The organism is Massilia violaceinigra (assembly GCF_002752675.1).
Classification (GTDB): domain Bacteria; phylum Pseudomonadota; class Gammaproteobacteria; order Burkholderiales; family Burkholderiaceae_D; genus Telluria_A; species Telluria_A violaceinigra.
Genome location: NZ_CP024608.1, coordinates 5,072,854 through 5,098,393 on the forward strand (window position 1 = coordinate 5,072,854; position 25,540 = coordinate 5,098,393).

19 protein-coding genes are annotated in these 25,540 nt (G+C 63.5%); 5 read left to right on the top strand and 14 right to left on the bottom strand.

From position 1 onward, the window contains the following. Positions 1-2,664, top strand: coding sequence for an NAD(P)-binding protein (locus tag CR152_RS21900; RefSeq protein WP_099878493.1), 2,664 nt, complete (start codon positions 1-3; stop codon positions 2,662-2,664). A gap of 124 nt (positions 2,665-2,788) precedes the next feature. Continuing rightward, entirely contained in the window at positions 2,789-3,373 is a 585-nt protein-coding gene (locus tag CR152_RS21905) for a sigma-70 family RNA polymerase sigma factor (protein WP_157778650.1), read from the top strand. Between the two features lie 27 nt (positions 3,374-3,400). Here CR152_RS21905 and CR152_RS21910 read toward each other — a convergent pair whose 3' ends face one another. From CR152_RS21910 to CR152_RS21925, 4 genes are all read right to left on the bottom strand, one after another. Then, positions 3,401-4,528, bottom strand: coding sequence for a sensor histidine kinase (locus tag CR152_RS21910; protein ID WP_208640173.1), 1,128 nt, complete (start codon positions 4,526-4,528; stop codon positions 3,401-3,403). A gap of 256 nt (positions 4,529-4,784) precedes the next feature. Further along, positions 4,785-5,699, bottom strand: coding sequence for a ZIP family metal transporter (locus tag CR152_RS21915; protein ID WP_099878499.1), 915 nt, complete (start codon positions 5,697-5,699; stop codon positions 4,785-4,787). Between the two features lie 53 nt (positions 5,700-5,752). Continuing rightward, complete coding sequence (locus CR152_RS21920; RefSeq protein ID WP_099878501.1) at positions 5,753-6,637, bottom strand: manganese catalase family protein; 885 nt, start codon at positions 6,635-6,637, stop codon at positions 5,753-5,755. Positions 6,638-7,045: 408 nt separating this feature from the next. After that, positions 7,046-7,255, bottom strand: coding sequence for a hypothetical protein (locus tag CR152_RS21925; RefSeq protein ID WP_099878503.1), 210 nt, complete (start codon positions 7,253-7,255; stop codon positions 7,046-7,048). A gap of 385 nt (positions 7,256-7,640) precedes the next feature. Here CR152_RS21925 and CR152_RS21930 point away from each other — a divergent pair, with 385 nt between their 5' ends. Next, positions 7,641-8,384: a lipoprotein YafT gene (locus CR152_RS21930; protein WP_099878505.1), complete on the top strand. Its 744-nt coding sequence runs from the start codon at positions 7,641-7,643 to the stop codon at positions 8,382-8,384. 91 nt (positions 8,385-8,475) lie between these two features. Here the strand turns inward: CR152_RS21930 and CR152_RS21935 are convergent, their stop codons facing one another. The 3 genes from CR152_RS21935 to CR152_RS21945 all read right to left on the bottom strand — a co-directional run bounded on the left by CR152_RS21935 (position 8,476) and on the right by CR152_RS21945 (position 14,347). Then, positions 8,476-10,557, bottom strand: a complete 2,082-nt coding sequence (locus tag CR152_RS21935) for a GDSL-type esterase/lipase family protein (RefSeq protein ID WP_099878507.1) — start codon at positions 10,555-10,557, stop codon at positions 8,476-8,478. A gap of 14 nt (positions 10,558-10,571) precedes the next feature. Then, complete coding sequence (locus CR152_RS21940) at positions 10,572-11,930, bottom strand: glycoside hydrolase family 28 protein (RefSeq protein ID WP_229413503.1); 1,359 nt, start codon at positions 11,928-11,930, stop codon at positions 10,572-10,574. 311 nt (positions 11,931-12,241) lie between these two features. Continuing rightward, complete coding sequence (locus CR152_RS21945) at positions 12,242-14,347, bottom strand: TonB-dependent siderophore receptor (RefSeq protein ID WP_099878509.1); 2,106 nt, start codon at positions 14,345-14,347, stop codon at positions 12,242-12,244. A gap of 138 nt (positions 14,348-14,485) precedes the next feature. Between CR152_RS21945 and CR152_RS21950 the strand changes: the two genes are divergently transcribed. Next, a complete protein-coding gene (locus tag CR152_RS21950; RefSeq protein ID WP_099878511.1) occupies positions 14,486-15,286 on the top strand; it encodes a ferritin-like domain-containing protein in 801 nt (266 codons plus the stop codon). Between the two features lie 135 nt (positions 15,287-15,421). Here the strand turns inward: CR152_RS21950 and pstS are convergent, their stop codons facing one another. From pstS to CR152_RS21960, 3 genes are all read right to left on the bottom strand, one after another. After that, positions 15,422-16,486: a phosphate ABC transporter substrate-binding protein PstS gene (pstS, locus tag CR152_RS21955; protein ID WP_099878513.1), complete on the bottom strand. Its 1,065-nt coding sequence runs from the start codon at positions 16,484-16,486 to the stop codon at positions 15,422-15,424. 463 nt (positions 16,487-16,949) lie between these two features. After that, complete coding sequence (locus CR152_RS33175; RefSeq protein WP_157778652.1) at positions 16,950-17,210, bottom strand: hypothetical protein; 261 nt, start codon at positions 17,208-17,210, stop codon at positions 16,950-16,952. A 5-nt stretch (positions 17,211-17,215) separates the two neighbouring features. Then, positions 17,216-18,334, bottom strand: coding sequence for an ATP-dependent DNA ligase (locus CR152_RS21960; RefSeq protein ID WP_157778653.1), 1,119 nt, complete (start codon positions 18,332-18,334; stop codon positions 17,216-17,218). Between the two features lie 85 nt (positions 18,335-18,419). Here CR152_RS21960 and CR152_RS21965 point away from each other — a divergent pair, with 85 nt between their 5' ends. Continuing rightward, positions 18,420-18,878: an acyl-CoA thioesterase gene (locus CR152_RS21965; protein ID WP_229413504.1), complete on the top strand. Its 459-nt coding sequence runs from the start codon at positions 18,420-18,422 to the stop codon at positions 18,876-18,878. A gap of 158 nt (positions 18,879-19,036) precedes the next feature. Here the strand turns inward: CR152_RS21965 and bcaP are convergent, their stop codons facing one another. The 4 genes from bcaP to CR152_RS21985 form a co-directional block, all read right to left on the bottom strand. Further along, positions 19,037-20,434, bottom strand: a complete 1,398-nt coding sequence (gene bcaP / locus CR152_RS21970; RefSeq protein ID WP_099878517.1) for a branched-chain amino acid transporter BcaP — start codon at positions 20,432-20,434, stop codon at positions 19,037-19,039. A gap of 222 nt (positions 20,435-20,656) precedes the next feature. Further along, positions 20,657-22,027 (bottom strand): DUF4214 domain-containing protein, encoded by a 1,371-nt coding sequence (locus CR152_RS21975; RefSeq protein ID WP_099878519.1) that lies wholly within the window; start codon positions 22,025-22,027, stop codon positions 20,657-20,659. Positions 22,028-22,057: 30 nt separating this feature from the next. Next, positions 22,058-23,425: a DUF4214 domain-containing protein gene (locus tag CR152_RS21980; RefSeq protein ID WP_157778654.1), complete on the bottom strand. Its 1,368-nt coding sequence runs from the start codon at positions 23,423-23,425 to the stop codon at positions 22,058-22,060. Between the two features lie 371 nt (positions 23,426-23,796). Further along, complete coding sequence (locus CR152_RS21985) at positions 23,797-25,170, bottom strand: DUF4214 domain-containing protein (RefSeq protein ID WP_099878523.1); 1,374 nt, start codon at positions 25,168-25,170, stop codon at positions 23,797-23,799. Positions 25,171-25,540 lie beyond the last annotated feature (370 nt).

Genomic DNA, 25,540 nt, shown 5'->3' on the forward strand with positions numbered 1-25,540 from the left:
ATGAACGACCAGCTACAAAACGGGGCTCCCGCCCACGCCCCCAAGGGAAGCGCCCTTGAAACCATCATCGTGTTCTGCCATCTGCGCTGGGACTTCGTGTATCAACGCCCGCAACACCTGCTCTCGCGCCTGGCGGAGCATTTCAAGGTGCTGGTGGTCGAGGAGCCGATCTTCCACGAGGGGGACGGTTTTCTCAAAAGCCGCCAGGTGGCGCCGAACCTGACGGTGTACCAGCCGCACACGCCGGTGGCGGCGCAGGGCTTCCACGACGACCAGATCCCGCTGCTGCAGCCGCTGCTGGCCGAACTGGTGAGCGCCGGCGAAGACCCGATCGCCTGGTGCTACACGCCCATGGCGCTGCCGCTGCTGCAATCGGTGCATCCGCGCGTGGTGGTGTACGACTGCATGGACGAGCTGTCGGCGTTCAGGAACGCGCCGAAACAGTTGCTGCAGCGTGAAACGGCGCTGCTGAACCTGGCCGACGTGGTCTTTACCGGCGGGCCGAGCCTGTATGAAGCCAAGCGCGACCGCAATCCGAACACGCACTGCTTCCCGAGCAGCGTGGACGTCGCCCATTTCTCGCAAGCCCTGGAGCGCGCGCGCGTTCATCCGTCGCAAGCCGGCCTGGCCACGCCGCGCCTGGGATTTTTTGGCGTGATCGATGAGCGCTTCGATACCGACCTGCTCAAAGCCGTGGCCGATGCGCATCCGGAATGGCAGCTCGTCATGGTCGGTCCCGTGGTCAAGATCGATCCGGCCTCGCTGCCGAAGAACGGCAATATCCACTACATGGGACAGGCGTCGTACGAGGAACTGCCGTCTTACCTGGCGGCGTGGGACGTGTGCCTGCTGCCGTTCGCGCTGAACGAATCGACCAAATTCATCAGCCCGACCAAGGTGCTGGAATACATGGCGGCCGAGTTGCCGATCGTGAGCACCGCGATCACGGACGTGGTCAAGCCGTACGGCGGCATTGTCAGCATCGCCCGTTCGCCGCGGGAATTCATCGCCGCATGCGAAGACGCGCTGGCCATGAGCCCGGAACGGCGCGCGAACATGGTCGACGACATGCGCGCCGTGGTCCAGCGCACCTCGTGGGCCGCCACCGCCGACCAGATGCGCGCGCTGCTGACCGCGCGGCCAGCCCAGGAACGGCACGATGGCGCCCCGGCCGGCACCAATGCGGCCAACGTCAATCCGCTGCGCGCAACTGCCACCACGCAAAAGTACAACTGCGTGATCGCCGGCGGCGGGCCGACCGGGCTGTCCGCGGCCTACCACCTGGGCAAGGATGCGATCCTGCTCGACAAGAACCCGACCCCGGGCGGCTGGTGCCGCTCGATCGAGGACCGCGGCTTCACGTTCGATTACGCGGGCCACATCATGTTCTCGAACGACCCGTATGTGCTCAAGCTGTACGACAAGCTGCTGGGCGATAACCTGCACTGGCAGAACCGCGAAGCCTGGGTCTACAGCAAGGACGTGTACACGCGCTATCCCTTCCAGGGCGCGCTGTACGGCTTGCCGCCCAGGGTGATCACCGAGTGCATCGTCGGCGCCATCGAAGCGCGCTACGGCGCCGAGAAGGAAAAGGCGTCCGCATGCGACCTGGCCAAGCCGGTCGAGGATTGCTGCGCCGATGGCGGGGTCGAACTGCCGGCCGGCACCCAGGGCGGCACGGCGGTCGCGGCGGCGCCAGCCAAGCCGGGCAACTTCGAGGAGTTCATCTACAAGGTGTGGGGAGCCGGCATTGCCAGGCACTTTGCCATTCCGTACAACAAAAAATTGTGGACGGTGCCGCTGACGGACATGGAAACGTCCTGGCTCGGCGGGCGCGTGCCGCTGCCGGATCTGGCCGAGATCATCGAAGGCGCGCTCGAACCGGTCGGCAAACCGATGGGACCGAACGCGCGTTTCGGTTATCCGCTCAGGGGCGGCTTCCAGGCGCTGGTCAGCGGCTTCCTGCCCTTTATCGAAGGCAAGGTCGAGCACAATGCCGAAGTGACGCAGGTGCTGCCGGGCGAGAAAACCGTGGCGCTGGCCGACGGCCGCCGCATCCGCTACGAGCACCTGATCAGCACCATGCCGCTGCCGGAGCTGGTCCGGATGATCGGCCAGGAAGCGCCGGAAGAGGTGCGCATGGCGGCCAAGGGGCTCAACCACATCTCGATCCGCTGCGTCAACCTGGGCATCAACCGCGCCAATATCACGGACAAGCACTGGATTTACTATCCGGAAGAGACGATTTTCCATCGCATCTTCGTGCAGGGCAACGCCAGCCCGCACTGCAATCCGCCCGGCGGCTTCGGCCTGACCTGCGAGATTTCGTACTCGCCGTGGAAACCGCTGCCGCTCGATGGCGACGCCCTGATTCAACGCTGCATCGAGGACTGCATCGCGGTCGGCATCATCGATGCGAGCGATGAGGTAATCGTCGCGAACCAGGTCGACATGCCATACGCCTACGTGGTCTACGACCATGCGCGCGCCGCCAATGTGGCCACGGTCAAGGAATGGCTGGCGCGGCACGACATCGTGCTGGCCGGACGCTACAGCGAGTGGGAGTACTACAACTCCGACCACGCTTTCATCGCCGGCAAGAAGGCCGCGGAAGCCGTGCGGGCAGCTGATGCCGGCGCCAGCCGCAGCGCGGCTGCTGAGTAAATCGTGGTGGCCGCCATCCGCACCCGGATGGCGGCTTGAAGCGTTCCTTTTCGGACAAATTTCCTATGAGAGAACTTGTAACTGGCCGGCCACGGCGAGCCCGGCTTGGCGCCCGGGGCTACTTGTGAGCGCGCGCCGCAGCGAGCAGGCCCTGATCGAGGCGGTAGGGCGCGGCGAGCCGCACGCATTCGATGCGCTGGTGGCGCCGTACCGGCGACGGCTGTTCCTGCTGGCGCTGAAAATCGTGCGCGACCCGGCCGATGCCGACGATGTTGTGCAGGATACCCTGATCCTGGTGTACGGCTCGCTGGGCACGTTTCGCGCGCAGTCCTGTTTTTACACCTGGATGTTCCGTATCGCCTATAACTGCGCCCTCGGGTTCCTGGCGCGCCGCAAGCGCCTTTTGCCCGACGAGTCCGGCGTGCTGGACGACTGGCGCAGCGTGGAGTGGGAAGTGTGCGAGAGCGCCGACCCGGAAAAGGCCCTGGCCGGCAAGCAAATGGCCGCGGCCATGGACGCCGCGCTCGACGCCATGGTTCCCGAGCACAAGACCGCCATCCTCCTGCATGAGTTGGCGGGGATGAGCTATGGGCAGATCGCCGCCACCATGCTATGTCCGGTGGGGACGGTGCGCAGCCGGATCGCCAGCGCCCGGGTCGCGATTGCGGGCAAGCTCAAGCGGCGTGGCTTCGCGTGCGGACAAGCCTGACGTCGGCTTCGAACGGCCCGGCCGCGTTCATTCAAGCAAGCGGTGCAGCCCGGCAACGTCCGCCGCCGCTGCCGGCGGCGGCGCTGTTGGCGCTTCCCAGCTACCCGCGCGCTCACTACCATCGACATAGGGGCGGCAATCGACCGGCACATCGATCAGGAAGGTGGTGCCGGTTTGCGCCGAGCTGTCCACGGCCACGCTGCCGCCATGGCTCTCCGCGGCGCGCTTCACAAATGGCAATCCGATGCCCCAGCCTGCTTGCGCCTGCACCTGCCGTTCGCGCCGCAGATAATCGAAGATGCGGCCGCGCTGCTCCTCGCTGAGCGGATTGCCGATGTTGTGGACGGTCAGCAGAATGTTCCCGTGTGACTCGCTCAGTTCGATGCGAATCGGGCCGCCGTCGCCATATTTGATCGCATTGGCCACCAGGTTTTCCAGCGCCCGGCGCATGGTATCGCGGCACCACCAGCCCTCCACATTAATGGCGGCCACTTCCAGCGCGGCGGGGTAGCGGTCGGCGAACTCGCGCTGCACGAGCAGGATCAGTTCGCGCATGTCGAAGCGGCTCAGGTGCAACGGAAGCCGCTCGCCGCAGTGCGTGGTGAGGGCGTCGAGCACCTCGCCGACCATGGTTTCAAGGCGGGTCGCGTTGGCGGCGATCTTTTCGCCCAGGCGTTTCGCCTGCGCCAGGTCGTCGGCCACTCCGATGAGCTGCGCGCCGTTGGCGATCACGGCCAGCGGCGTGCGCATGTCGTGCGACAGGGCGGCCGCCATCTTGTGGCGCAGGTCCTCGTGGATCGACGTGAACTCGCGCACGGCTTCGCGGATGGCCGTGTTGATGGAGCGCTCGATGACGGTCCAGTCGGCCGGACTGAGCGCGAGTCGGTGCGCGCTGCTGACCTCGCCGAGCGCCTCGCGGAACAGCTGGTATTCATGAATGACCTGTTCCGCGCCGAAATTGGTCATGCGCGCGCGTTCTCCACCGTGCGCCGCGGCGGCGGTGGTGTGACTGGTTGCGTCGTCGCGCGGGTAGGCGGGCGTCAGTGCCTGTATCAGGTTGCTGTAAAAGGAGGGCAGGGTATTAATCAGGATCGGTCTGCGCAGCTCGCGGGCACCGTCAACATGGCTGCGCACCAGCGTTTCCCAACGGTCCAATACCGCAGCCCTGATCCCTTCCAGCGCCATCGATACCGCGGACCATGCCCGCGCGCCAGTGTTTCGATCCGTCGCCAGTGCCATCTCATCCCCCGCATGATTTGTCAAACGTCTTGTCCGGGTCATTCACTTAATGCGGTGAAAATAACCTGAACAAATTTTTCGTTAACAAGGGTACTGCATTTTGGCGATGTGGGGCAGACGGATGCAAGCGTGCCGCGCCTTCGGCAGGCGCGGCGCGCGTAAAACGAGGCAGCTAGGTCAGCGCCGTATCGAGGATGGTCATCAGGATAAAGCCGGCCACCAGCGCGATACTGGACACCTTGCCGTTGCCATGGCTGTGCGACTCGGGAATGACATTATTTACAATCACAAACAGCATCGCGCCTGCAGCGAGCGCCAGGCCGCCCGGCAACATGCCGGTCGCCACGCTGAACATCGCGGCGCCGAATGCGGCGGCCAGCGGCTCGACCAACCCGCTGGCGGCAGCGAACAACACCGACGTCATGCGGGTGTAGCCGGCCGTGCGCAGGGCCAGCGCCACGACCAGGCCCTCCGGAACGTCCTGGATGGAAATGGCCGTGGCCAGGGTACGGGCATCGCCGGCATCCGGGCCGGCAAAGGCGACGCCGATAGCCAGTCCCTCGGGAATATTATGCAGCGCGACGGCCGCCACGAACATCCACGCATGCTTGACCGATGCGCTGACCCGGCGCTCATCGAGCAGGGTCTGCGAATTGTGGCCCACCACCTTTTCCAGCATCAGGATCAGCACGGCACCGAGCGCGATGCCCGCGCCGACGACGATGCTCGACGACATGGCGCTGCCGCCGTTGGCACGTGCTGCCGCCAGCGCTGGCACGATCAGCGAAAACGCGGTCGCGGCCAGCATCACGCCGGAACCGAAACCGAGCATGGCGTCATACGTTCGCTTGCCGAATTCGCGTGCGCACAGGACGGGCAGCGCGCCGATTGCCGTCGCCAGCGCTGCCGCCCCACCGCCAATGACTGCGCCGCGCAATGCGGCACCGGGTTCCCAGGCCAGGTGCAGCAGCGCCGCGACCGCCACCGCACTTGCTCCCAGGACCAGGAAGGCGCCGATGGCCCATCGGCGCCCCAAGACCCGGCCGAGGCGTGCACCGAACTGCGTTCTGCCAGCAGATACATCCATGTGCACTCTCGCTCAGATCGTCAATAAGGGTCGATCACGTGGGCATGTCGCGCTTAAACAGGGGCGCTGCCGCGTGCCCCGAGTTCGGCCCCGGTCACCGGTTCGGCGTTCGGGTCGGACATGGTGCGCCGGGCCATGTTCTTGAGCAGGGCGATATCGCTTTCCGGCAGAACCACACCGGCACTGCCGTCACCGCCATCGACCGCCGCCTGTTTCTCGCGGTCGGAAACATAGTTCCAGTCCTCGCCCCGGTTCCAGGAACCGCGCACTTCGCCGTCGCCTTGCGACATATTGAAATACACGCTGTCGAATCGGGGATGGCCTGCCTTTTTCCCGGAAGGTAAATTCGGTTCGATCGCGTACGGGGCTTTCTCGAACGACTTTTGGTGGGCGATTTCGCGCGTCATCAGGAAGCCGAAGGCTTCTTTGACGCCAGGGTCTTCCGTGAGATTGATGAGCCGTTCATAGACGATTTTTGCGCGCGATTCGGCCGCGATGTTCGAGCGCAAATCGGCAGTCGGCTCGCCGATGGTGTCGATATAGGCGGCTGTGAACGGAACGCCCGCCGAATTGATCAGCGGCGCGCCGCCGCCGTATAAGACTTGCGTTAAATGACTGTCGTTGCCGGCACCGGTAATCTTGCGGTACAGATCGCCTTCCTTGTCGGCGCCTTCGGCCAACTGGCCTTTTGCTCCCTTGTTGAGCATGACGACGATATTGCCGATCACTTCCAGATGGCTCAGCTCTTCGGTGGCGATATCGAACAGCATGTCCTTTCGTCCCGGATCATCCTCGGCCAGGGCTTGTGTGAAATAGCGGCAGGCCGCCGCCAGTTCGCCCTGCGGACCGCCAAACTGTTCCAGCATCAGATTGGCCAGCCCCGGATTCGGTTCGCTGACCCGGACGGTGTATTGCAAGCGCTTGTTATGTGCAAACATGTGAACTCCTCAATGTGGAGGGATCCAGACCCGCCGGCGGTCTGGCGTCGCCTCGAAGCCGCCTTCAACCAGGTTTCTGCAGGCGATCCCGCACCGGGGCCGGTACGCCAGACCCCGCGGTATCGCGGCCATGAGTGGCTAAGTGATGTGCTTAACCGAGACCCATGTTAAGCAGGCGGAAGCGATGGCGAGGTAAGAGGAATTATTGAGGCTGTGTAGGAGTGCACGCCGCTTTATTGAAACTTTTTGGGCGTGACATGGCAGGCGGTTTGGCGCCGCATCGGGCGGCAGCGTTGTCGGTGTCGAGGAGGGAAAGCGCTGCGCCATGCACTGATAGCCAGTGCAAGGCGGCGATAGACGGGGAGGGAGATCTGGACAGCGCGAAAAGGGACGGTGCCCGGACGGGGATCAGCAGCTTCCTTTGGTGTCCATCAGCAGGCGGCTGTGCTCAATAGCCTGCTCCGTCGCCATGTTTTCCGGTCCAGCGGTGCCTGGCGGCGCGACGCGGATCGAGACCATTTTCCCGGAGTTGACTTCAAACAGGACGCGGTCGCGACCGCGCTGCTGCATGACGATAAAAACACCTTCTGGGACGGCGGAGTGCGGGCGTACAGGCATACAATTTCCTTTCGGTTTATCAGGCATGGAGTCGGGCAGCCACGGCTCCCATCGGGGATGCCGGTCTGTGCACCAGTTGCGCTCTCGCGGGTGGTTGCGCTCCCCAACTCCATCTTTGCAAATTCCGGGCCAGGAGCAAATCCGCTTGAAAGCGGGCGCTTCCTGGCGCGTACACCCATAGCGCTTGCCATGACGTATCGGTTGACATGTAAATGACACGATGCGGTAACACGTAAGCGGCGGCCATTTCCAAAGCAGCGGTACGGGTTGCGGTCGCCTTGAAACGTCTGGTAACAAACTAGTCGGGGCGGACCGGCTTTTTTGCCGAGCCCGGCCGGTCAATTGCCGTATCATCAGCGCTCACAATCATAATAGAAAGATAATCATGCGGTTTTCTCAAGGTTCTGTCGTGCGTGGCTCGGTTGCCGGTTTGTGCGCGCTGCTGCTCATGTCCGGCTGCGCTACCCGTTCCATTTCGGATTCCGGCTATCCGGACAGGTCGAGCGGATACGGCCGGCCGGCGAGTTCCCAGTACCGCGGCGAACTGACGGAATTTAACGTACTCGGTATTCAACCGACTGCGGTGGTCACGGAAGAAGCGATCCGCGAGGCCCTGGACAAGCGTGAGAGAATGACGCTCGCTAAAAACAGCCCGGTCATGCTGGTGCAGTCGGGGGCATTGATTCCCGACGAAGCGATGGTCACGGCATTTTCGCAGTACTACCGGCCGATCGTCTTTAGCGGCGTACCCGAGGAAGGGCAGGGCAAGACCAATTACGCCGGCCACCTGCGCCTGGCCGCGGCGCGCAGCGGCAGCGAAAAACTGATGGTGTACTGGGGCATCCTGGAATCGGGCCGTGAAAACATGTCCACCAAGGTGGTGTCGTGGGTCCCCATCCTGGGCGCACTGGTTCCGGACGAGAACCAGCACATGCGCATTCGCCTGAAAGTGGCGCTGGTCGATGTCCGCACCGGGCAGTGGGAAATGTTTTCTCCCGAGCCGTTTAAAGATGTCGACTTCAGCTCGCGCGGTTCGCGTGCCGCGGTCGACCAGGCCCAGGTCGCAATGTTGAAAGAAAAGGCCTATCGCGCGGCCGTGACCCAGCTGTTTTACAAGTTCTCCAGCTAATTCACGCTGATCGCCGTCGCCCGCAAGCGCGTTGTCAACGCGTTCGCGGGCGTGCGTGAACGATGCCGGCCCGGTCGGGATGGCTGCATCGTTACTCGTTCGCGATTATGTCGTTCTCCGCCTTCGGCGGCTGCGCCAGCACCCACATGAAGTACAGCGCCTTGGCCGCCTTGGCGCGGCTAACCAGCGCCTGGGGCGCCAGCAGCCGCCCGTTGACCATGCGTCCGCGCTCGATGCCGTCCTCGGACCGGATCAAGCCGAGTTCATAGGCATCCTTGAGTTTGTCCGCATACATCGCCGGCACCTCCCTGGTGTCGCCCAGCTGCTCCCAGCGCAGCAGCGGGTAGTACATTGCTCCCTGCGCGCCCGTGTCGAGGTTCGGATCGTAGCCTGGCGCGCCCGGCACCACCGTCTTGCCGTTGTACGCGGTCATGTAGCGCGGCTTGCCGGCGAACCTGGCGTGATAGGCGTCGGCGAGGATGGCGCCCATCTCCGCGCGCGACAGGGGACCGTCGGCATGGCCCGGCAGCGACGCGGCCGGGATGCCCATCAGCCGGCACAGCGCCCCGATGAATTCGTGCGTCTGCATGTCCGCGACGGGATTGACGTTGCCGCGCGCATCCTTGCGCAAGGCGCCCAGTTGCAGCAGCTTCTCGAACTGGTTGCGGTAATACGCACTGTCGCCGCTGGCAATGTCGTTGGCGAGCTCCGGCTGCAGCGGCGACCAGTCGCCGGTGCCGATGGCCTCGCGCACCTCGCCTTTCAGCAGCGCGGCCATGCCGGCCGCCACCGGGTCGCCCGCCTTGCCGAGCCGCGCCAGTTCGGTGGCGACGATGCGCGCGTATTGTTTGGACAGAGATTCCTTGAAGTGCGTGCCATCGATCTTGTTGGCCGGGTGGCCATTGGCGAAACTGCCGTCGTTGGTTTTGCCGGGCGTTTCGCCAGCCTCGATCGACATCACCATCGCCGTGATGGCGGCGGCGCCGGCCTGGTTGTAATACTCGACACTGCGCTTGTTCAGATCGACCACCGTGACGCGATGCTCGGCGCCGAGCTTTTTCAGCAGGTCGGGAAAGCGGCGCCTGGTGAAGGAATTGACGTACGCCTCGCCCGGCTTCATCTGGCCATTCACGCGCGACATGGGCGTGACCAGCACCGGCACCATGCCGCGCGCGCGGATCGCCGGCAGGTAGACCTGCGTGAGCATCGCCTCATACATGGTTTCGGTGGCGCCGCGCCCGAAGCGCCGCGTTGCGTCGTCGCTCTCGTCGTTGTGGCCGAACTGGATCATCACGACGTCGCCCACATGGCCGGCCAGCAGCAGGTCGTTCAGGCGTCCTTCGCTGTACGCCGAGCGGAACGAACGCCCGCCCATCGAATAGTTCACCACCCGCACCCCGGCAGGGTCGAACAGCTTGTCGAATACCTGGCCCCAGCCGCTCATGGGCGCTTCGTCGAAGGTGTAGGATTTGACGGTGGAATCGCCCAGGGTGAAGATAGTCGGCAGAACACCGGCGGGCCGCGCTTGCGGCGCGATCGGCGTAAGGACGATTTCCGCCACCCCGACTGTTGAATCGGGCCGCGTCGGCTCGATCTCGATATCGATGAATGGCTGGCCGTTGACGTAGCGGTAGGACCACTCCTTGCCGCTGGCGACCACGCGGGTCTGGTTCGGCATCAGCTCGGCCGCGTCCCAGAATACGCGTCCCAACAGGCGGCTGGTCTGCATGCCGGACACCGACACCGTGGTGTTTTGCGCATCGGAGGTGGTGCGCACCCGGATCGCGTAAGCGCCCGGCGCCGCCCTGATGCGGAACGCCATGCCGAAGTTGTTGTAATGAAGACTCTCGAATTTGTTCTCCGCCATGAAGCGCGGCTCGCTGATGAAGAATCCCTTGCCGTCGCTGCGGATCTGCGCGGTGTGGACCGTGCGCGCCGGCTGCGCGCCGGTCTGGCTGACGAAGCCGAAGCCGCGCGCCTCATCGAACAGCGGAGCGCCTTGCGTATCGTTCCACGGCACGCTGATTGCGCCAGGCTGGCGCTGGCTGGTGAAGTTAAAGCGCAGTTCCGAACTCGCCTGCGCCGCCGGCGCAAGCCAGAACACGCAGGCCGTCAGCCCGGCGGCGCATGCGCGCGCGATGCCGCTGATGGGGGCAATCGTTAATATGTACATGGTGTCGACCTTACTTATTTTGGCAACAACAGTTCGTCACCTTGTTTCGCGACGCGTGCCGCATCATCCGGGAACGGTACCAGCCGCTTGCTGCAGTCGATGCCCTTGGCGCCGGGAGGGTTGACCTGCCCGGCCAGGTGCGCGAACTCGATCTTCATCACCGGGCTGCCGTCCACCACCACATCGTCGAGCGTGAGCCGCAGGGGGCGTTTTTCGTCATAACCCTGCAGAATCACGTTGCGTCCCGGCGTGAGGCTGTGCACACGCTCCATGCGTACCTCCTGGTAGTCGGGAATCAGGTCGCCCGGCGGCGCGGGCACGTAGTTAGTATCGATATACAGCGGCCACTGCACATTGCGCAGGCATACATTGCGGTAGACGATGCCCTTGACGACGCCGCCGCGCCGGTCGTTGCTCTTGATGCGCAGGCCGGACGTGGTGCCGTCCATGTCGAGGTCCTCGACCAGCACGTTGTGCACGCCGCCATTGGTCTCGCTGCCGATCGACATGCCATGGCCGCTGTAGAAGCGGTTGTGCAGGATCGAGATGTTCTCGGACGGGCCGTTGTGACCCGCCTTGATCGCCACGTTATCGTCGCCGGTGCGGATATGGCTGTGCGCGATGGTGACGTTGCGCGAGGAGCCGGGATCGATGCCGTCGGTATTGCGCGCGTCGTGCGGGGTGTCGATGCGGATGCCCCACGCGGTAAAGCCGTCCACCCGGTTCATCGCCACATGGAAGTTGGCCGCATTGCGCAGGGTGATGCGGTACATCGTGAACTCCTGCGAGCGCTCGAGCTGGATCAGGCGCGGCACGTTCTGGCGCAGCTTTTCCTTTTGCGCGCGGCGCGCGATTTGCCACCACGTCTCGGGCTTGCCGTCGATGCGCTGGCCACCCTGGCCGTCGATGCTGCCGTCGCCCATGATGCCGGCACCGCTGATGCCATCACCCGTGATGAACGGGCGGCAGCCGGTGCCGGCTGCGTCGATGGTGCCGCAGGTGTTGCGGCCACGGTCGAACAGTGCCGGATCGGTACTGGCGAACAGCGTGGCGCCGGCGTCGACCACCAGCGTCACGCCGCTCCTGAGCGTCAGCGGGCCGGCGGTAAAGGCGCGCTTGTCGCCCTGCGCCGCCAGATGCAGCGCGTGGCCCGGCTTGCATTTGTCGATGGCGGCCTGGATGCGCGGCGCATCGTCGCGGCCGGGCAGGGCGGGTTCGGGCAGCAGCACCGCGCACGCGGGCGGCAGCGTTGGCTCGCGCACGGTGCGGGTGTCCTGCGCGTGCCCCGCCCCGCACAGGGCCAGCGCGGCTGCCGCCAGCGTGCGCAGGCAATGCATGCGAGCGCGCCTCGCAGCCAATTCGCTCATCTTCATGTGACTCTCCAGTGATTGTTCCTGGCCTGCCAGAGGCAGTGCGCGGTCCGGGTACCTCGCGTACCCGGCGCCGTCGGACCAGGGCCGCGCGCAGTTCGGGGCTGGGGTCGTCCGGTTGGAAAGTGAGCGTCGGGATGCTTGCACATGCCCTTGACGCATCGCTGATCATTCGATCAGGATCGAGGTTAGCAGATGCGTGTGAAAATGGCCATTCCCGTTACGCCGGATGGACATTATCGTCGGCGCGTTGGCGGATATCATCAGCGCGGCGCGGGTCGGGCCGGTCACCCGCGCTCCGTGTGCTGCTGTCGTTACAGATCGACCTTCACGCTCAGCTTGATGGTGCGCGGCGCACCGGCGGCCAGCCGTCCGCCGGCGCCGGCCCAGTACTGCTTGTCGCCGAGGTTCTCGACGTTGGCCTGCCAGGTGGTGCGTTTGCCCATGGTCTGGTTGACGTAGCGCGCGCCGGCGGTCCACAAGGTGGTGCCGCCAAGCCAGGCCTGGTTGAGGTCATTGACCGGCCGGCGGCCCGTGTAATACATGCCGCTGTTAAGCGACAGCCCGGGCACGGCGTCGTCGAAGGCATACGATAGATAGGCGCTGGCGGTTTGCTTCGAGGCGTTTTCCGGCAGCTTGCCATTGTAGCTGGCGTTGATGTCGGCGAATTCCGGCTGCAGGAACTGGGCCGACGTTTGCCACGCCAGCTGGCGCGTCAGCTGGCCCTGGGTCGCCAGCTCCACGCCGCGATAGTGCTGTTCGCCGTCGGCCACGAACACATTGGCGGCGTTGGTGTAGTAGCCGGGACGGTCGATGTCGAACAGTGCGGCCGACAGCAGGGTGCCGCCGGCGGCGCGCCAGCGCATGCCCAGTTCCTTCTGCTTGCTCACGCCGGGCGCCATGCGTTCGCCCTGGTTGACGGTGCCGGCCGGACCAGGCTCGCCTTCTTCCAGGCCTTGCGCGGCGGAGGCATAGAACGACAGCTCGGCGAGCGGCTTGTAGATCACGGCCGCCATCGGCGTGGTTTTGCTGGCCGCGTAGTCGTTCGCGCCCTGCGTGCTGCGGTAGCGCACCTTGCGCGCACCGGCGATGAGCTGCCATTGGGGCGACAGTTCCATGCGGTCGATGGCGTACAGGCCGTCGTCGCGCGTGTCGAGGGCGGCGGTGGTCGGGCTGGCCGGGCGCGCGGACCAAGTGATGTTGCTGATGGCGACCGGGTCGTACAGGTTTTGCGCGGCGACCGCGTAGTTGCTCTGGTAGATCGGGTCCTGGGTCTTGTTGGTGCGGCTGACGCCAACCGTCATCTCGTGCTTGATGGCGCCCGTGCTAACGGTGCCGAACAGCTCCGCGCGCACGATATCGGAATCGACCACGCTGTGTTGCGAATTGCCGGCGATGCGGCCGGCGCCCGTCGCCACGGCGGCAGCGTTCGTGAAGCGGAAGATCGCCAGGTTGCGTTCGCGCGCGACCTGCGAGCGGCCGCCTTCGAGCGTGAGCGCCCAGCCCTCGGCCAGCGCGTAGTCGGCACGCAGGGCGACGCTTTTGCTGGTGGCGTCGAATTTGGCGATGTCCGGGCCGACCAGGCGCACCGGGTCCACCGCGCGCGGCAGGGCGATCACGCCATTGACGGCGGCGGGCAGCGCCACGCCCACTTCTTCGGTGATCTTGCGGCGGTCGTATTCCAGGTCCGCCTTGAGCAGCAGGCGGCTGTCGACGCGCCAGTCCAGCGCGGCGGAGGCAAAGCGCCGGCTGCCGTCGCCGACCTTGTCGAGGAAGCTGCCCAGCGCACCACCGGCCGCGTTGACGCGCACGCCGAATTGCTGCTGCTGTCCGAGGCGGCGGCCGATATCGACATTGGCAATCGCCGTGCCGTGGTCATCGAGTTTCAGGCCGGCGCTGGTGACGGCGGCCGTGCCGGCGCGCTTGGTGACGAAGTTGACCACGCCCGCCGGCGAGGTAAAGCCGTAGTACAGCGCCGAGGCGCCCTTGAGCACTTCGACGCGCTCCTTGTTCTCCATCGGCACCTGGGAGAAATTCATGACCGGCACCGAGCCATTCAAGCGGTAGTTGGTGCGGTTCTCGACCGCGATGCCGCGGATGACCAGCTGGTCCCAGGTGTCGCCGCCGTTCTGCTGGCGCGTTACGCCGGCCGTATTGCGCAGCGCGTCGTACAGGCCGGCGGCGGCCTGCAGTTCCAGCACCTCGCGCGTGATGACGTTGACGGTGGAGGGCACATCCATCACGTTCGCTCCGCGAAAGCTCCCCGCCGACACCGAGTTCGGCACGAAGCCCTGGGCGCGCACGGCCGTGATGGTGACCGCTTCCACCACGCCGCCGTCGCCGGTCTGGGCGAGTGCCTGGGCTTGGGCGCAGGCGAGGGAAACAGCGAAGCAGAGAGGGCGAAGGCGGGGTGCGGTCATGGTGAAACTTTCAAGAGGTCGTGCAAAAGCCCAACATTTTATGCTAAATGAGAATCATTAGCAATTAAGTGGGCCTGGCTCTGATCCGCGCCGGCGGGCTTGGTATACTGCCCGGATTTATACGTACAGGGTTATACGATGGCGCAACCGCTGGAACTGCGCGCACACGCGCTGCAGTGCTTACTTGAACCCGATCCCGGCACCAAGACCGCCCTCATTGCCGCGCTGGCGCAGGCGCATCTGGCCGCCGGCTGGGTGGTGGACAATGGCGCCGCATTCGACGTAACGCGTCCGATTCCCGGCCGGCCGGAGCGCCCGCTGCTGGTACCGCCACGCCTGGTGGGGCGGCGTTCGATGGTGACGGTGGAGGGGCGCGCGATGCTGGTTCATTCGCTGGCCCACATCGAATTTAACGCGATGAACCTGGCGCTCGATGCGCTCTGGCGTTTCCCGGATCTGCCCGCGGAGTATTACACCGACTGGCTGCGCGTGGCAAAGGAAGAGGCTTATCACTTCTCGATGCTGGCCGCGCATCTGCAGGTGCTCGGTTACCAGTACGGCGACTTCCCGGCGCACGACAGCTTGTGGGAGATGGTCGAGAAAACCAAGGGCGACGTGGTGGCGCGCATGGCGCTGGTGCCGCGCACCCTGGAAGCGCGCGGACTCGATGCGATTCCGCCGTTGCGCGCCAAGATCGCGCAGGCGGGCGACATGGCGGCGGCAGCGATCCTCGACATCATTTTGCGCGACGAGGTCGGGCATGTGGAGATCGGCAACCGCTGGTACCGCTATCTGTGCGAACAGCGCGGGCTCGATCCGCAGACGGCGTACGCCGAACTGGCGCTGCGCTACGAAGCGCCAGTACTGAAGGGGCCGTTCAATCTCGACGCGCGCCGCCGCGCGGGTTTTACCGAGGCGGAGCTCGTCGATTTCTCGTAACGCGGGTGGTATTGCCAGACCCGAAATAGCAGCCGCCGCGCAGGTGCACGATCGGCTGCACGGTGGGGTACCACCACCTCTCCTTGATGGTCAGCCCGTCCGGTTTCTCGACGAGCCGCACCAATTGAGCCGCACTCAACGCATCTTGAGCATGTCGGCCAGCGACCACTTGAGCGGCGCGCCCGCGGTGTCGGTGATGGTGGTCAGCTCGCCGAAGATGCGGCCCTGGACATTATCGGGCAGGCGCACGAAGGCCGTGTTGCCGACGGCGTCATCGCCGTGAACGAAGCCCCAGGTGAAAAATTTGATGGCGGCCACGGTGTTGTCGGGCTTGCTGCTGACCAGCGGGACGATGGCAAAGGTACTGGCCGTGATCGGCCAGCTGCCGGCACCGGGCTTATCGGTGAGCATTTCTTCGTAGGCGCCCTTGGTCGCCCATCCGCTATTGTTCATCGCCGAGGAAAAGCCGGCGCCGGTTGGGGTGACGAACTTGCCGTCGCGGTTCTTCAGCATGGCGAAGTTCAGTTTGTTCTTCGAGACATACTGGTAGTCCACATAGCCGATCGCGCCTGCGGTCTGCTTGAGTGCGGCCACCACGGATGAGCTGCCTTTGACGGGCGTCGTTCCCGCGACCCAGGCAATGCTGTAGTTGCTGCCGTAGGCGGCTTTCCAGTCAGGACTGCTTTTGCTGAGGTAATCGGTGAAGTTGAACGTGGTGCCCGAGCTGTCCTGGCGGGTCACGACGGTGATCGGCAGGGCAGGCAGGGTCAGTCCCGGATTGAGGGCTTGCAGCTTGGGATCGTTCCATTTCGTGATTTTCCGGCTGAAGATGTCGGCCAGGAGCTCGCCGGTCAATTTGAGCTGTCCGCTGGCGACGCCGGGCACATTAATGATCGGCACGATGCCGGAGACGGCAGTCGGGAAACACAGCAGTTTGCCCGATTTGCGTTCATCCGCGGACAGGAAAACATCGGTGGCGCCGAAGTCCACCTTGCGGCTCTTGACCTGCTGTAAGCCGTCCGTGGAACTGCTGGACTGGTAGCTGACGCCCACTTGGGCGTACTTGCTGTACGCGGCGGCCATCGAGGTGTACAGGATTTCTGCCGCCGACGAGCCGGCGCCCGCCAATTGGTTCTGGGCATAAGTGGCAGGGGACAAGACCACGAGGGCGGCAAAGATGATTTTATTTTTGAATGACATAGTGGTTTTCCGTATTCGGCTATTAAGTATCAAGGTTTGGCGTACGCACAGCATCGATGCCCGGCCGTCGGTGTGGCCAGGGCGAGCGAGATACATGGCGCGGGAAAGTCGCTTTTCTCAGGCTACGCCAGGCGTAACGCGGGAATGTCGCATGGGAGGGCCACGGCGCATGGCCGGGACCGGATCGGAGCGGTTGCGGTGATGCTGGCACGCTGGCCAGCCACCTATTGGCAAGTGACTTCTAACAATAAAAGATTCTACACAGAAATAAAGAAAAAAGGGTTGTGAACGCGACTTTAGAAGAAAAGCTCGGAATTACGTGTTGTTGGCGGCATTATAGAGCAATGCAGCTGGCATAGTGAAGTGCGTAAATACGCAATGTTGTCATTCATGTCATTATATTTTGCCTTTGTATTGGCTTATAGCTATTTCATTGCGCGGTAGAAAATACAACATTGAACTTTTACATGCACTGGTGAATGATTGAAGGGGATGCTTCGATGAAGCTAAATAACCTCAAGATGTCGGTGCGGCTTGGCGGCCTGGGCGGATTTTTCGTGTTGGCATTGCTAAGGGTCTGTGAGGGGGGAATCAACGCTTTGGTCAGCAGCAACGGCCAGAGCGCGCTCCGCTGCAAAACGTGAACGCCGCTGCCAGGCAGCAGCAGGCCGGCAGCCTGGCGCAAACGGTCAGCGTGTTCAAGCTGGCCAGCGCGCACGGTCAAGCGGGTCAGCCTGCCGCGGCGTCGCTCTCTTCGTCGTCGCCTTCGCCTTCTTCCAGAGCGTCGTCCGCCTTGTATTTGAGCTGCGCGGCGCTGCATGCCGAGATGTCGAGGTCGTCGCGGATGCCTTTGTAGGTCGAGATATGCAGCTTGCCGTCGGGGTGCGCGTACAGGTAGCGCACGTCGACCAGGGCGCCGACCGGGGGGATGTCGACATTCGATGAAATGGTGACCTTGCCCATGTCGACCTTGGCGCCAGCGGCGTCGAATACCACCACGTGCACGCTGCGCTTGTCCTTGGCCACCCGGTCGACCACGAAGGTGCCGGTTTCGTAGAACACGTGCTTGAGCGCGTCGCCGCCCGAGGCCGGCCGTCCGTGGGCGTAGGTGGCGTCTTTCTTGCGAAAGACCACGCCTTCACCGCGCTTTTGCCGGATGCGTTCGAAGGCCTCGGTCTTGGACGCCGTGCCTTTGTAGACAGGCGACACCGAGACATTCGCGCCGGACTTGACCGTCGTCGTGAGCAGCGCGTGGCGTTCCTCGAAGCCGAGTTCGTGCAGCCTGCGTCCGCCCAGTTCCAGGATGTCGAAAATGCTCAGGCGCGGGCCGGGCAGCGCTTCGCCATCGAGGATGGTGCCGGCGGGCAGGGCCGACAGGTCGGCCACCACGCCCAGCGGCAGCGGCGCCGGAAAGCCGTTGCGCTTGCTGCCGACCAGTTCGCCCGGCGCCTTGACCGACACCATGCGCCGGTGCCCGTCGTCTTTTTCCTGCATCACCCAGTCGTCGTCCCGCAGCAGCCTGGCGGCGTGCTCGTCGGCGATGGGCTTGAGCAGCTGCGGCAGCACGCCGGTGAAGTCCGATTCCAGATCGGTGCCCTGGTAGGGCACGCCGGCGTCGTCAGGGCTGTAGCCGCCCTTGAGCTTGGTCCTGACGAGGGTGTCGTAGATGCCCTTCGCTTCGGCGTAGGGCAAGGGTGTGGCGGTCTTGGCCTGATGGGTCAGCGCGCTGCCGCGCCGCCCGTTGCGGCCGTACACCACCCAGCCGCCGTCGACCGGGTCGAGGTGGCAGTGGTATTCCTTGTCGGTCGAGCCCTTGGTCTGGTACAGCGAGACTGATTCTTTTTCCATACACGTTCCTGTCATGTTCATTTAACCGTTGCGCCGGCGTCAGCCGTGTTGCACGCCTTGCCGGCGCCGATGGTAAGATCGCGCCATGACAAATACACTTGCCCCAACCCTGCCGCCGACCCTCGTTCACACCATGCGCATGCCGATCCGGTGGGGCGACATGGACGCGATGGGACACGTTAACAACACGGTGTACTTCCGCTATATCGAACAGGCCCGCATTTCGTGGTTCGACCTGGTTGCCTGCACGCCCGACCCGGCCGGCGAAGGGCCGGTCATCGTCAACGCCCACTGCTCGTTCCTCAAGCAGCTCAAGTATCCGGGCGAGATCGAGATCCGCACTTTCGTGGGGCCGCCGGGACGCTCCAGCTTCGAGATGTTCCACCAGATCCGGATGGTCGGTGCCGACGGCAATCCCGGCGAGCTGCATGCCGAGGGCGGTGCCAAAGTCGTGTGGGTCAACTTCCCGGCCGAAAAATCGGTACCCTTGCCGAACGCGATCTGCAAGTTGCTTCCACCGCAGAAGCTGTTGCCCGGCAAATAATCCCGCCTTGCCGGCAGTATCGTATCAGTAATTTGCTGTTCGGCAAAAGGCAAAGCCATTGCATCAATTCCCGATACCGGCGCTGCAAACGAAAAAAGCCCCTGATAATCAGGGGCTTTTTCGTTGCGGCGATGAAGCGCACCGTCCGGTAAGGGACCTTACTTTGGCGTGTTCAGCAGCGAGTGGCGGCGCGAATACGCAAAGTACACCAGCAGCCCGATCGCCAGCCAGATGCCGAAGGCAATCCAGGTGGTCTTGCTCAGGAAGGTCATCAGGGCCACGCAGAAGATGATGGCCAGTCCAGGCACGATCGGCACGCCGGGGCAGCGGAAGGCGCGCGGCAGGTCCGGACGGGTCTTGCGCAGCACGATCACGGCCACCGACACCAGGCAGAAGGCGGCCAGCGTGCCGATGTTGATCAGCTCGGCGAGGACGCCCAGCGGTACCACGGCGGCGATCAGGCCGAACACGATGCCGACGATCCAGGTGGCGAAGAATGGCGTGCCGTACTTCGGATGTACGCTCGACAGGCGTTTCGGCAGCAAGCCGTCGCGCGACATGGCGAAGATGACGCGGGTCTGGCCGTAGGTCATCACCAGGATCACGGTGGTCATGCCCAGGATCGCACCGAGGTCGACGAAACCGGCTACCCAGTTCTGTTTGGCGTATTGCAGGGCCAGCGATACCGGGTGGTCGACACCGGCAAACTGCTGGTAAGGCACGATGCCGGTCATGATGGCCGAGACGATCACGTACAGGATGGTGCACACCACCAGCGAGCCGATAATGCCGATCGGCAGGTCGCGCTCGGGACGCTTGACTTCTTCCGCCGCCGAGGTCACCGCATCGAAGCCGATGAAGGCAAAGAACACCAGCGCCGCGGCGCTCATCGTGCCTTGCATACCGAACGGCATGAACGGCTGCCAGTTGGCCGGCTCGACGTAGCGCGCGCCGACCACGATGAACAGCAGCACCACGCCAATCTTGATCACCACCATCACGCTATTGATGCGGGCCGATTCGCGCACGCCGAACGACAGCATGGCCGTCAGGAGCAGCATGATGATCAGGGCCGGCAGGTTGAACAGGGTGTCGACCCCGGGCACCGAACCGGGCGCGGCGGTGAGCGCGACCGGCAGCTTGATGCCGAAGCCGCCGATGAGCGACTGGAAATAGCCGGACCAGCCGACCGAGACGGCCGAGGTGGCCAAGCCGTATTCGAGCAGCAAATCCCAGCCGATCATCCACGCGACCAGCTCGCCCATGGTGGCGTAGCTGTAGGTATAGATCGAGCCGGCCACGGGAATGGTGGAGGCGAATTCGGCATAGCACAGCGCGGCGAAGCCGCAGGCCATCGCGGCGATCACGAAGGACAGGGTCAGGGCCGGGCCGGCGGTGACCGCCCCGGTGCCGGTGAGTACGAAAATACCGGTGCCGACGATGGCGCCAATACCCATCATGACCAGGTCAAGCGGGCCGAGCACCTTCTTCAGCCCGCCAGCTGCGCGACTTTGCGCGACCATATCGTCCAGATTTTTTGTTCGGAAAAGGCTCATTCAATTGTCTCACTTAAAGTCTTTATGTTTTTAAGATGCCACCCGGGAGCTTCGTTACTGCCTGGGCGTACGACTGCTGCGCCCGCGATTGTAACGTACCGGGCGCGGTCATTGACGAGTTAGAAGAGAAAAGATGGTAAAAAGGAAACAGGTGCGCGGAAAATGCGCGAGGAGAGCACGGCGCCAGGCGGACCTGCCGCGTGTCGATGATGCCGTCGCCGCTCAGCCCAGCAGGGCGGCGGGGTGCGCGCTGTCGATTCCGATGAGCAACACGGGCGGGGCGTCGCTGTCGGCCGGGGGCAGGTCAGCGAGGTGCTCCGGGGCGCTGCGCGGCACCGGTGGCAGTTTGCCGATGGCCAGTTTCACCGACGCCTGGAAATCGAGGATGTCGGTGTCCGCGGTCAGCGACCTGAGCAGGGTACGGGCAACCGCCGCCGCCTCGGCGCCGTTGTAGGCGGCGCTGGCCGCCTCCGTTTCCAGCGCAAACGTGAAATTCGACGCCACGTCGATCTTGGTGCGCACCAGGGCGGCATCCTTGTGCCCCTGGGTGCTGTTGTTGGCGAGCGCCCCGGCCATGATCGAGAGCGAGGCATTGGCCCGGGTGAGCGCGCCGGAATCGATGGCGCCGCTCCAGAAATCCAGGCCGGCTTGGCCTGGAACCCGGTTCAGGAGGTTGGAGAAAACAGCTTTCACGAAGGCCTTGTTGTCGCCACTATAGAGCGCCTTCGATTCGCTGCTCGTGCCGAAGGAGTCGATCAGGCTTTTCACCGCCGCGTCGGTGGCATAGCGCGCGCTGAACTCGCCCACGCTGGCGGGCGCGTCCAGGGCCTTGAGCTGGGCCTGGAAACTCTTCAAGCCGTTGACATCGGCGGCGCGCCCGAAATAGCTCACATACAGCGCTTGGCTCAAGCCGACATACTCCATGTCGATCTTGGTGTCGGGAAATTCAATGACTTCAATGTTGCGCAGGACATCAACGCTCTTGTAGCCGCTGCGCTCGGTCAGGGTGATGATGCCCGCGTCGACCACCATGCTGAACGCGCTCACGGGAGAGATAGTACACACGGTGTCGGTGCCGGCGCCGCCATCGACATGGTCGTTCAGATGTGTGAGGAAGATGGCGAAGTCGCTGACGGGCGTGCCTTTGATTATGTTCGGCACGTCCGCCTCCGGATTCTCGTCGGCCGCAATGAACACGGTGACGTAGGGCGACTCGGCGGTCTGGATCCATCCGGCAGACACATAATAGATGCCGGAATAGGGGGCGATGAAGTCGTTCATGTAGGCCGCGTGGTCGCCACGGTTCTCCAGATCGTACTCAGCGGTAATGGCGTTGCCGAAGCGGTCGTAGACCTTGATTACGGAAGGGTCGCGCGCGCTGGTGCTGTGAATGTCGTAGACGCTACCGGCGGTCGCGCTAAAGGCAAACACATCGTCGCCGGGCGTGCGCGCCGCGAATTCCCAAAAAAGGGCGCTGAGGTCCCAGCCGGTGACCGCGCCCGGGATGCTCACGGGAGCGAAGGCCAGGTTCTGGGCCAGCCTCATTTGCGCCTCGCTCAGGTCGGGCAGGCTGTCGATCGTCTTGTACGTCATGATTTTTCCGTGTCAGTGATGGCGGGGCGGTCAGGCAGCGCCGTCCAGGCTGCTGGCCATGCCGGTGAGCATGATCGGCAGCGCCTCGGGCTGCGCTGCCCAGGGCTGCTCGCCGGGCTGCGCCAGAGCTGCCGGCGGCAGCTGGGGCAGTTTGAGAATGGCCTGGTAGACCGAGGGTTGGAAAGCGTTGGGATCGGTTCCCGAACTGACGGTGCCGAGCAGATTACGGGCGATGGTCGCCGCGCCTGCGCCCTCGTAGGCCGCGTCAAAGCTGTCCGATTCGAGGGCAAAGGTGAAATTCGATGCCACGTAGATCTTCGCTTCCACCAGTCTGGCGTCGTTCTGACCCTGGATGCTGGTGTTGGCCAGCGCCCCGGCCATGATCGACAGCGAGGCATTGGCCCGCGTGAGCTCGCCGGAATCGATGGCCGCGCTCCAGAATTCGAGGCCGCTCAGGCTCGGAGCACGGTTGAGCAGGTTGCTGAATATCGCCTTGACGAAGGTCTTGTTGTCACCGGCATACAGCGCGTTCGATTCGGCGCTGGTGCCGAACGAGTCGATCAGGTTTTTCACCGCCGCATCGGTGGCGTAGCGTGCGCTGAACTCGCGCACGCTCTCGGGCGCGCCCAGGGCCGCGAGCTGGCTTTGGAAACTTTTCAATCCCCCCACATCGGCGGGGCGACCGAAGTACCCCACATACAGCGCCTGCGTCAGTCCGATGTAGGTCATATCGACATCATTGTCCCCAAAAAAATCGATCTTTTCGACGTTCTTGAGGGTATCGATGCCTTCGGTGCCGAAGCGCGAGGTGAGGGTCAGTCCGTCAGCGGCGCTGACAATATTGAAGTCGCCACGGGTCCCGCTGTAACGGATGGTATCGAAACCGTCGCCGGCGTCGCCGATGTCGTTGCTGTATGTGGACCACCAAGTGTCGTCGCCGGGCGCCGCGCGCAGGGTGTTTACCGGTGCCCGCACAGGATCGAGGTCGGCGTAAACGGTCAGGCTGAGATAGGGATCGGGCATGATGTGGGTCCAGCCGGCGGCAACGTAGTAGGTTCCGGAATACGGGGCCATGAAATTGCTTAGGAAATCATGGCCGTCGGCAATATCTGTGCTCTTCTCGTTATCGATGGCGATGACATTGCCGGCATGGTCGTACAGCGTGATTGTGGACGGTTCGCGGGTGCTATTGCTGAACACGTCGTACTCGACGTTGGCCACGCCGGTAAACGAGAACAGATCGTTCTGGATCTGTGCACCCCCGTAATTGTTGAAGCTGGCGGACGCGTCCAGGCCTGAGGAGTCCTTACTCCCTATGGGAGTGAAGGTCAGCGTGCGTGCTGCGAGCATTTGCTGCGCGGTCAGATCGGACAAGTAATCAATCGTGATGTAGTTCATGGTCTTTATCAGGTCGTTGTCGGCAGGCCTCACCTCGGTGATGCCTACTGTGTTGCATCCATGCCTTGCGTGGCGCTCGCAGCAAGGCGTCGGACTGGCGTGGACCGACTTTCAGTGCGCGTGGGCGGGCAGTGACTGGATGGGATGGGATCGTGGGCGCAGGTAGCAGCTGGGGCGCCGTCCGTAATTACGATTAAGCATCACAGTATAGGCGATTTCGTAAATTAAACGCAACTATAAGTTACCGTTGGAAACTTTATGTGTGGCGTACTATCGGGTGGCGCGACATGCGTGGTGGTGCGGGGGCGGGTGGGGAAAAGGGCGGGCGGGATGCGCCGGACGGTTCCGGCACATCCCGCCCGCGTTGTCGATCAAGCCGAAAAAACCGGCGACGTCACATGGCTGTCCAGGCCGGTCAGGGCGATGGCGGGGCCGTCGAACTGGGCCAGCGGCAGGTCTTGCGCGTGCTCCGGGGCGCTGCGCGCCACCGCAGGCAGACCGGCCACCGCCAGCTTGACGGTGCTCTGGAAAGTATTCGCATCGGTCGAGGCCGTCACCGACTTGAGCAGGTCGCGCGCCACGCCCGCCGGGCCGGCGCCGTTGTACGAGGCGGCCTTGCCATCCGTTTCAAGCCCGAACGTGAAGTTCGACGCCACGCTGATCTTGTTGTTGACCAGCAGCGCGTCGTTCACTCCCTGGGCCGAGGTGTTGGTCTGCGCGCCGGCCAGGATCGACAGCGAGGCATTGGCGCGCGTGAGCGAACCGGAATCGATGGCCTTGGTCCAGAATTCGAGACCGGCTTGCTGCGGATCGCGGTTCAGGACGTTGTTGAAGACCGCCTTGACGAATGTTTTGGTGTCGCCCGAATACAGCGCCTTCGATTCGGCGCTGGCGCCGAAGGAATCGATCAGGTATTTCACCGACGCGTCCTTGGTATAACGGGCGCTCAGTTCGGTCGCGCTCGACGGTGCGGCCAGACTGGCCAGCTGGGTCTGGAAACTCTTGAGGCCGCCCAGGTCGGCTGCGCGGCCGAAGTAGGCGATGTACAGCGCCTGGGTCAGGTCGCCGTACCCCATGTCGTAGGCGCCGTCGGAAAAGACCAGGTTCTCGATGCTGCGCAGGCTGTCCGTACCGTCTTTCGTGACCTGCGAGGAGATGGTGAACGCGCTGCCGTTCTTGACGATGGTGTAGTCGGCACGCTTGCCGGAATACGCCATGGTATCGATGCCGCCGCGGCCGTCGACGATGTCATTGCTTGGCGTCGCTTCAAAGCGGTCCGGGTTGGCGGTGCCGGTGAGGGTGTTGGTCGGCTTGGGGGCCGTGTCCAGATCGGCGTAGATGTTCAGCGATGCTTCTTTATTGATGTCCGCGGCGCCCTGGTTCCAGCCGGCTTCGACGTACATGATGCCCGAGTAGGGCGCGACAAACTTGGGCAGGTAGTCCATTCCATAATCGCCCGGCACCTCCGTGTCGACGGCAATCGCGCGGCCGAGATTGTCATAGACCTTGATCAGGAAGGGATCGAAGTAACTATGGCTGAAAATATCGTAGGTCACACCCTCGATCGCCTGGAATGAAAACAGGTCGTATAGCGCGGCGTCGGGCAGGTTGGTCCTGGTCCGCGCCACCAGATCCCAGCTGTGGGACCCGTCTTTCACGAGGTCGCCCATGAATGTCAGCGCCTGCGCCATGGCGATCTCCTGCGCTGTCAGGGGCTTGAGGTAGTCTAAAATGGGGTAGGTCATTGTGGTTTCCTTGTTTTATGTCAGGGAGCCGCATGCCAGGCATGCAGCTCGGATCGGGTCTGGTTTCTCAGCCGCTGTTATTTACTTGTTTTTCATCCTGCCCGATGGTTTTATTCAATCCCATTCGCGGCAAGCCGGCCGGCCATTTACCTGATCGAGTATTTCACGCCCTGCGGTCAATTCCTATATTGAAATTTGTATTACTTGTTAATGGGGTGTTATCAATTGTAAGCGCCGGTAAGCAAGCGTGCGCACAGGAAGTTTCTATGTTGACGTGGCGGTTTTGTGATGATTAGTCAACATTGTTGCGGCGAACGCCGTATGCAAGGGGTATGATGGTTCACCAAGTATGAATGTTATCCCAAGTCAC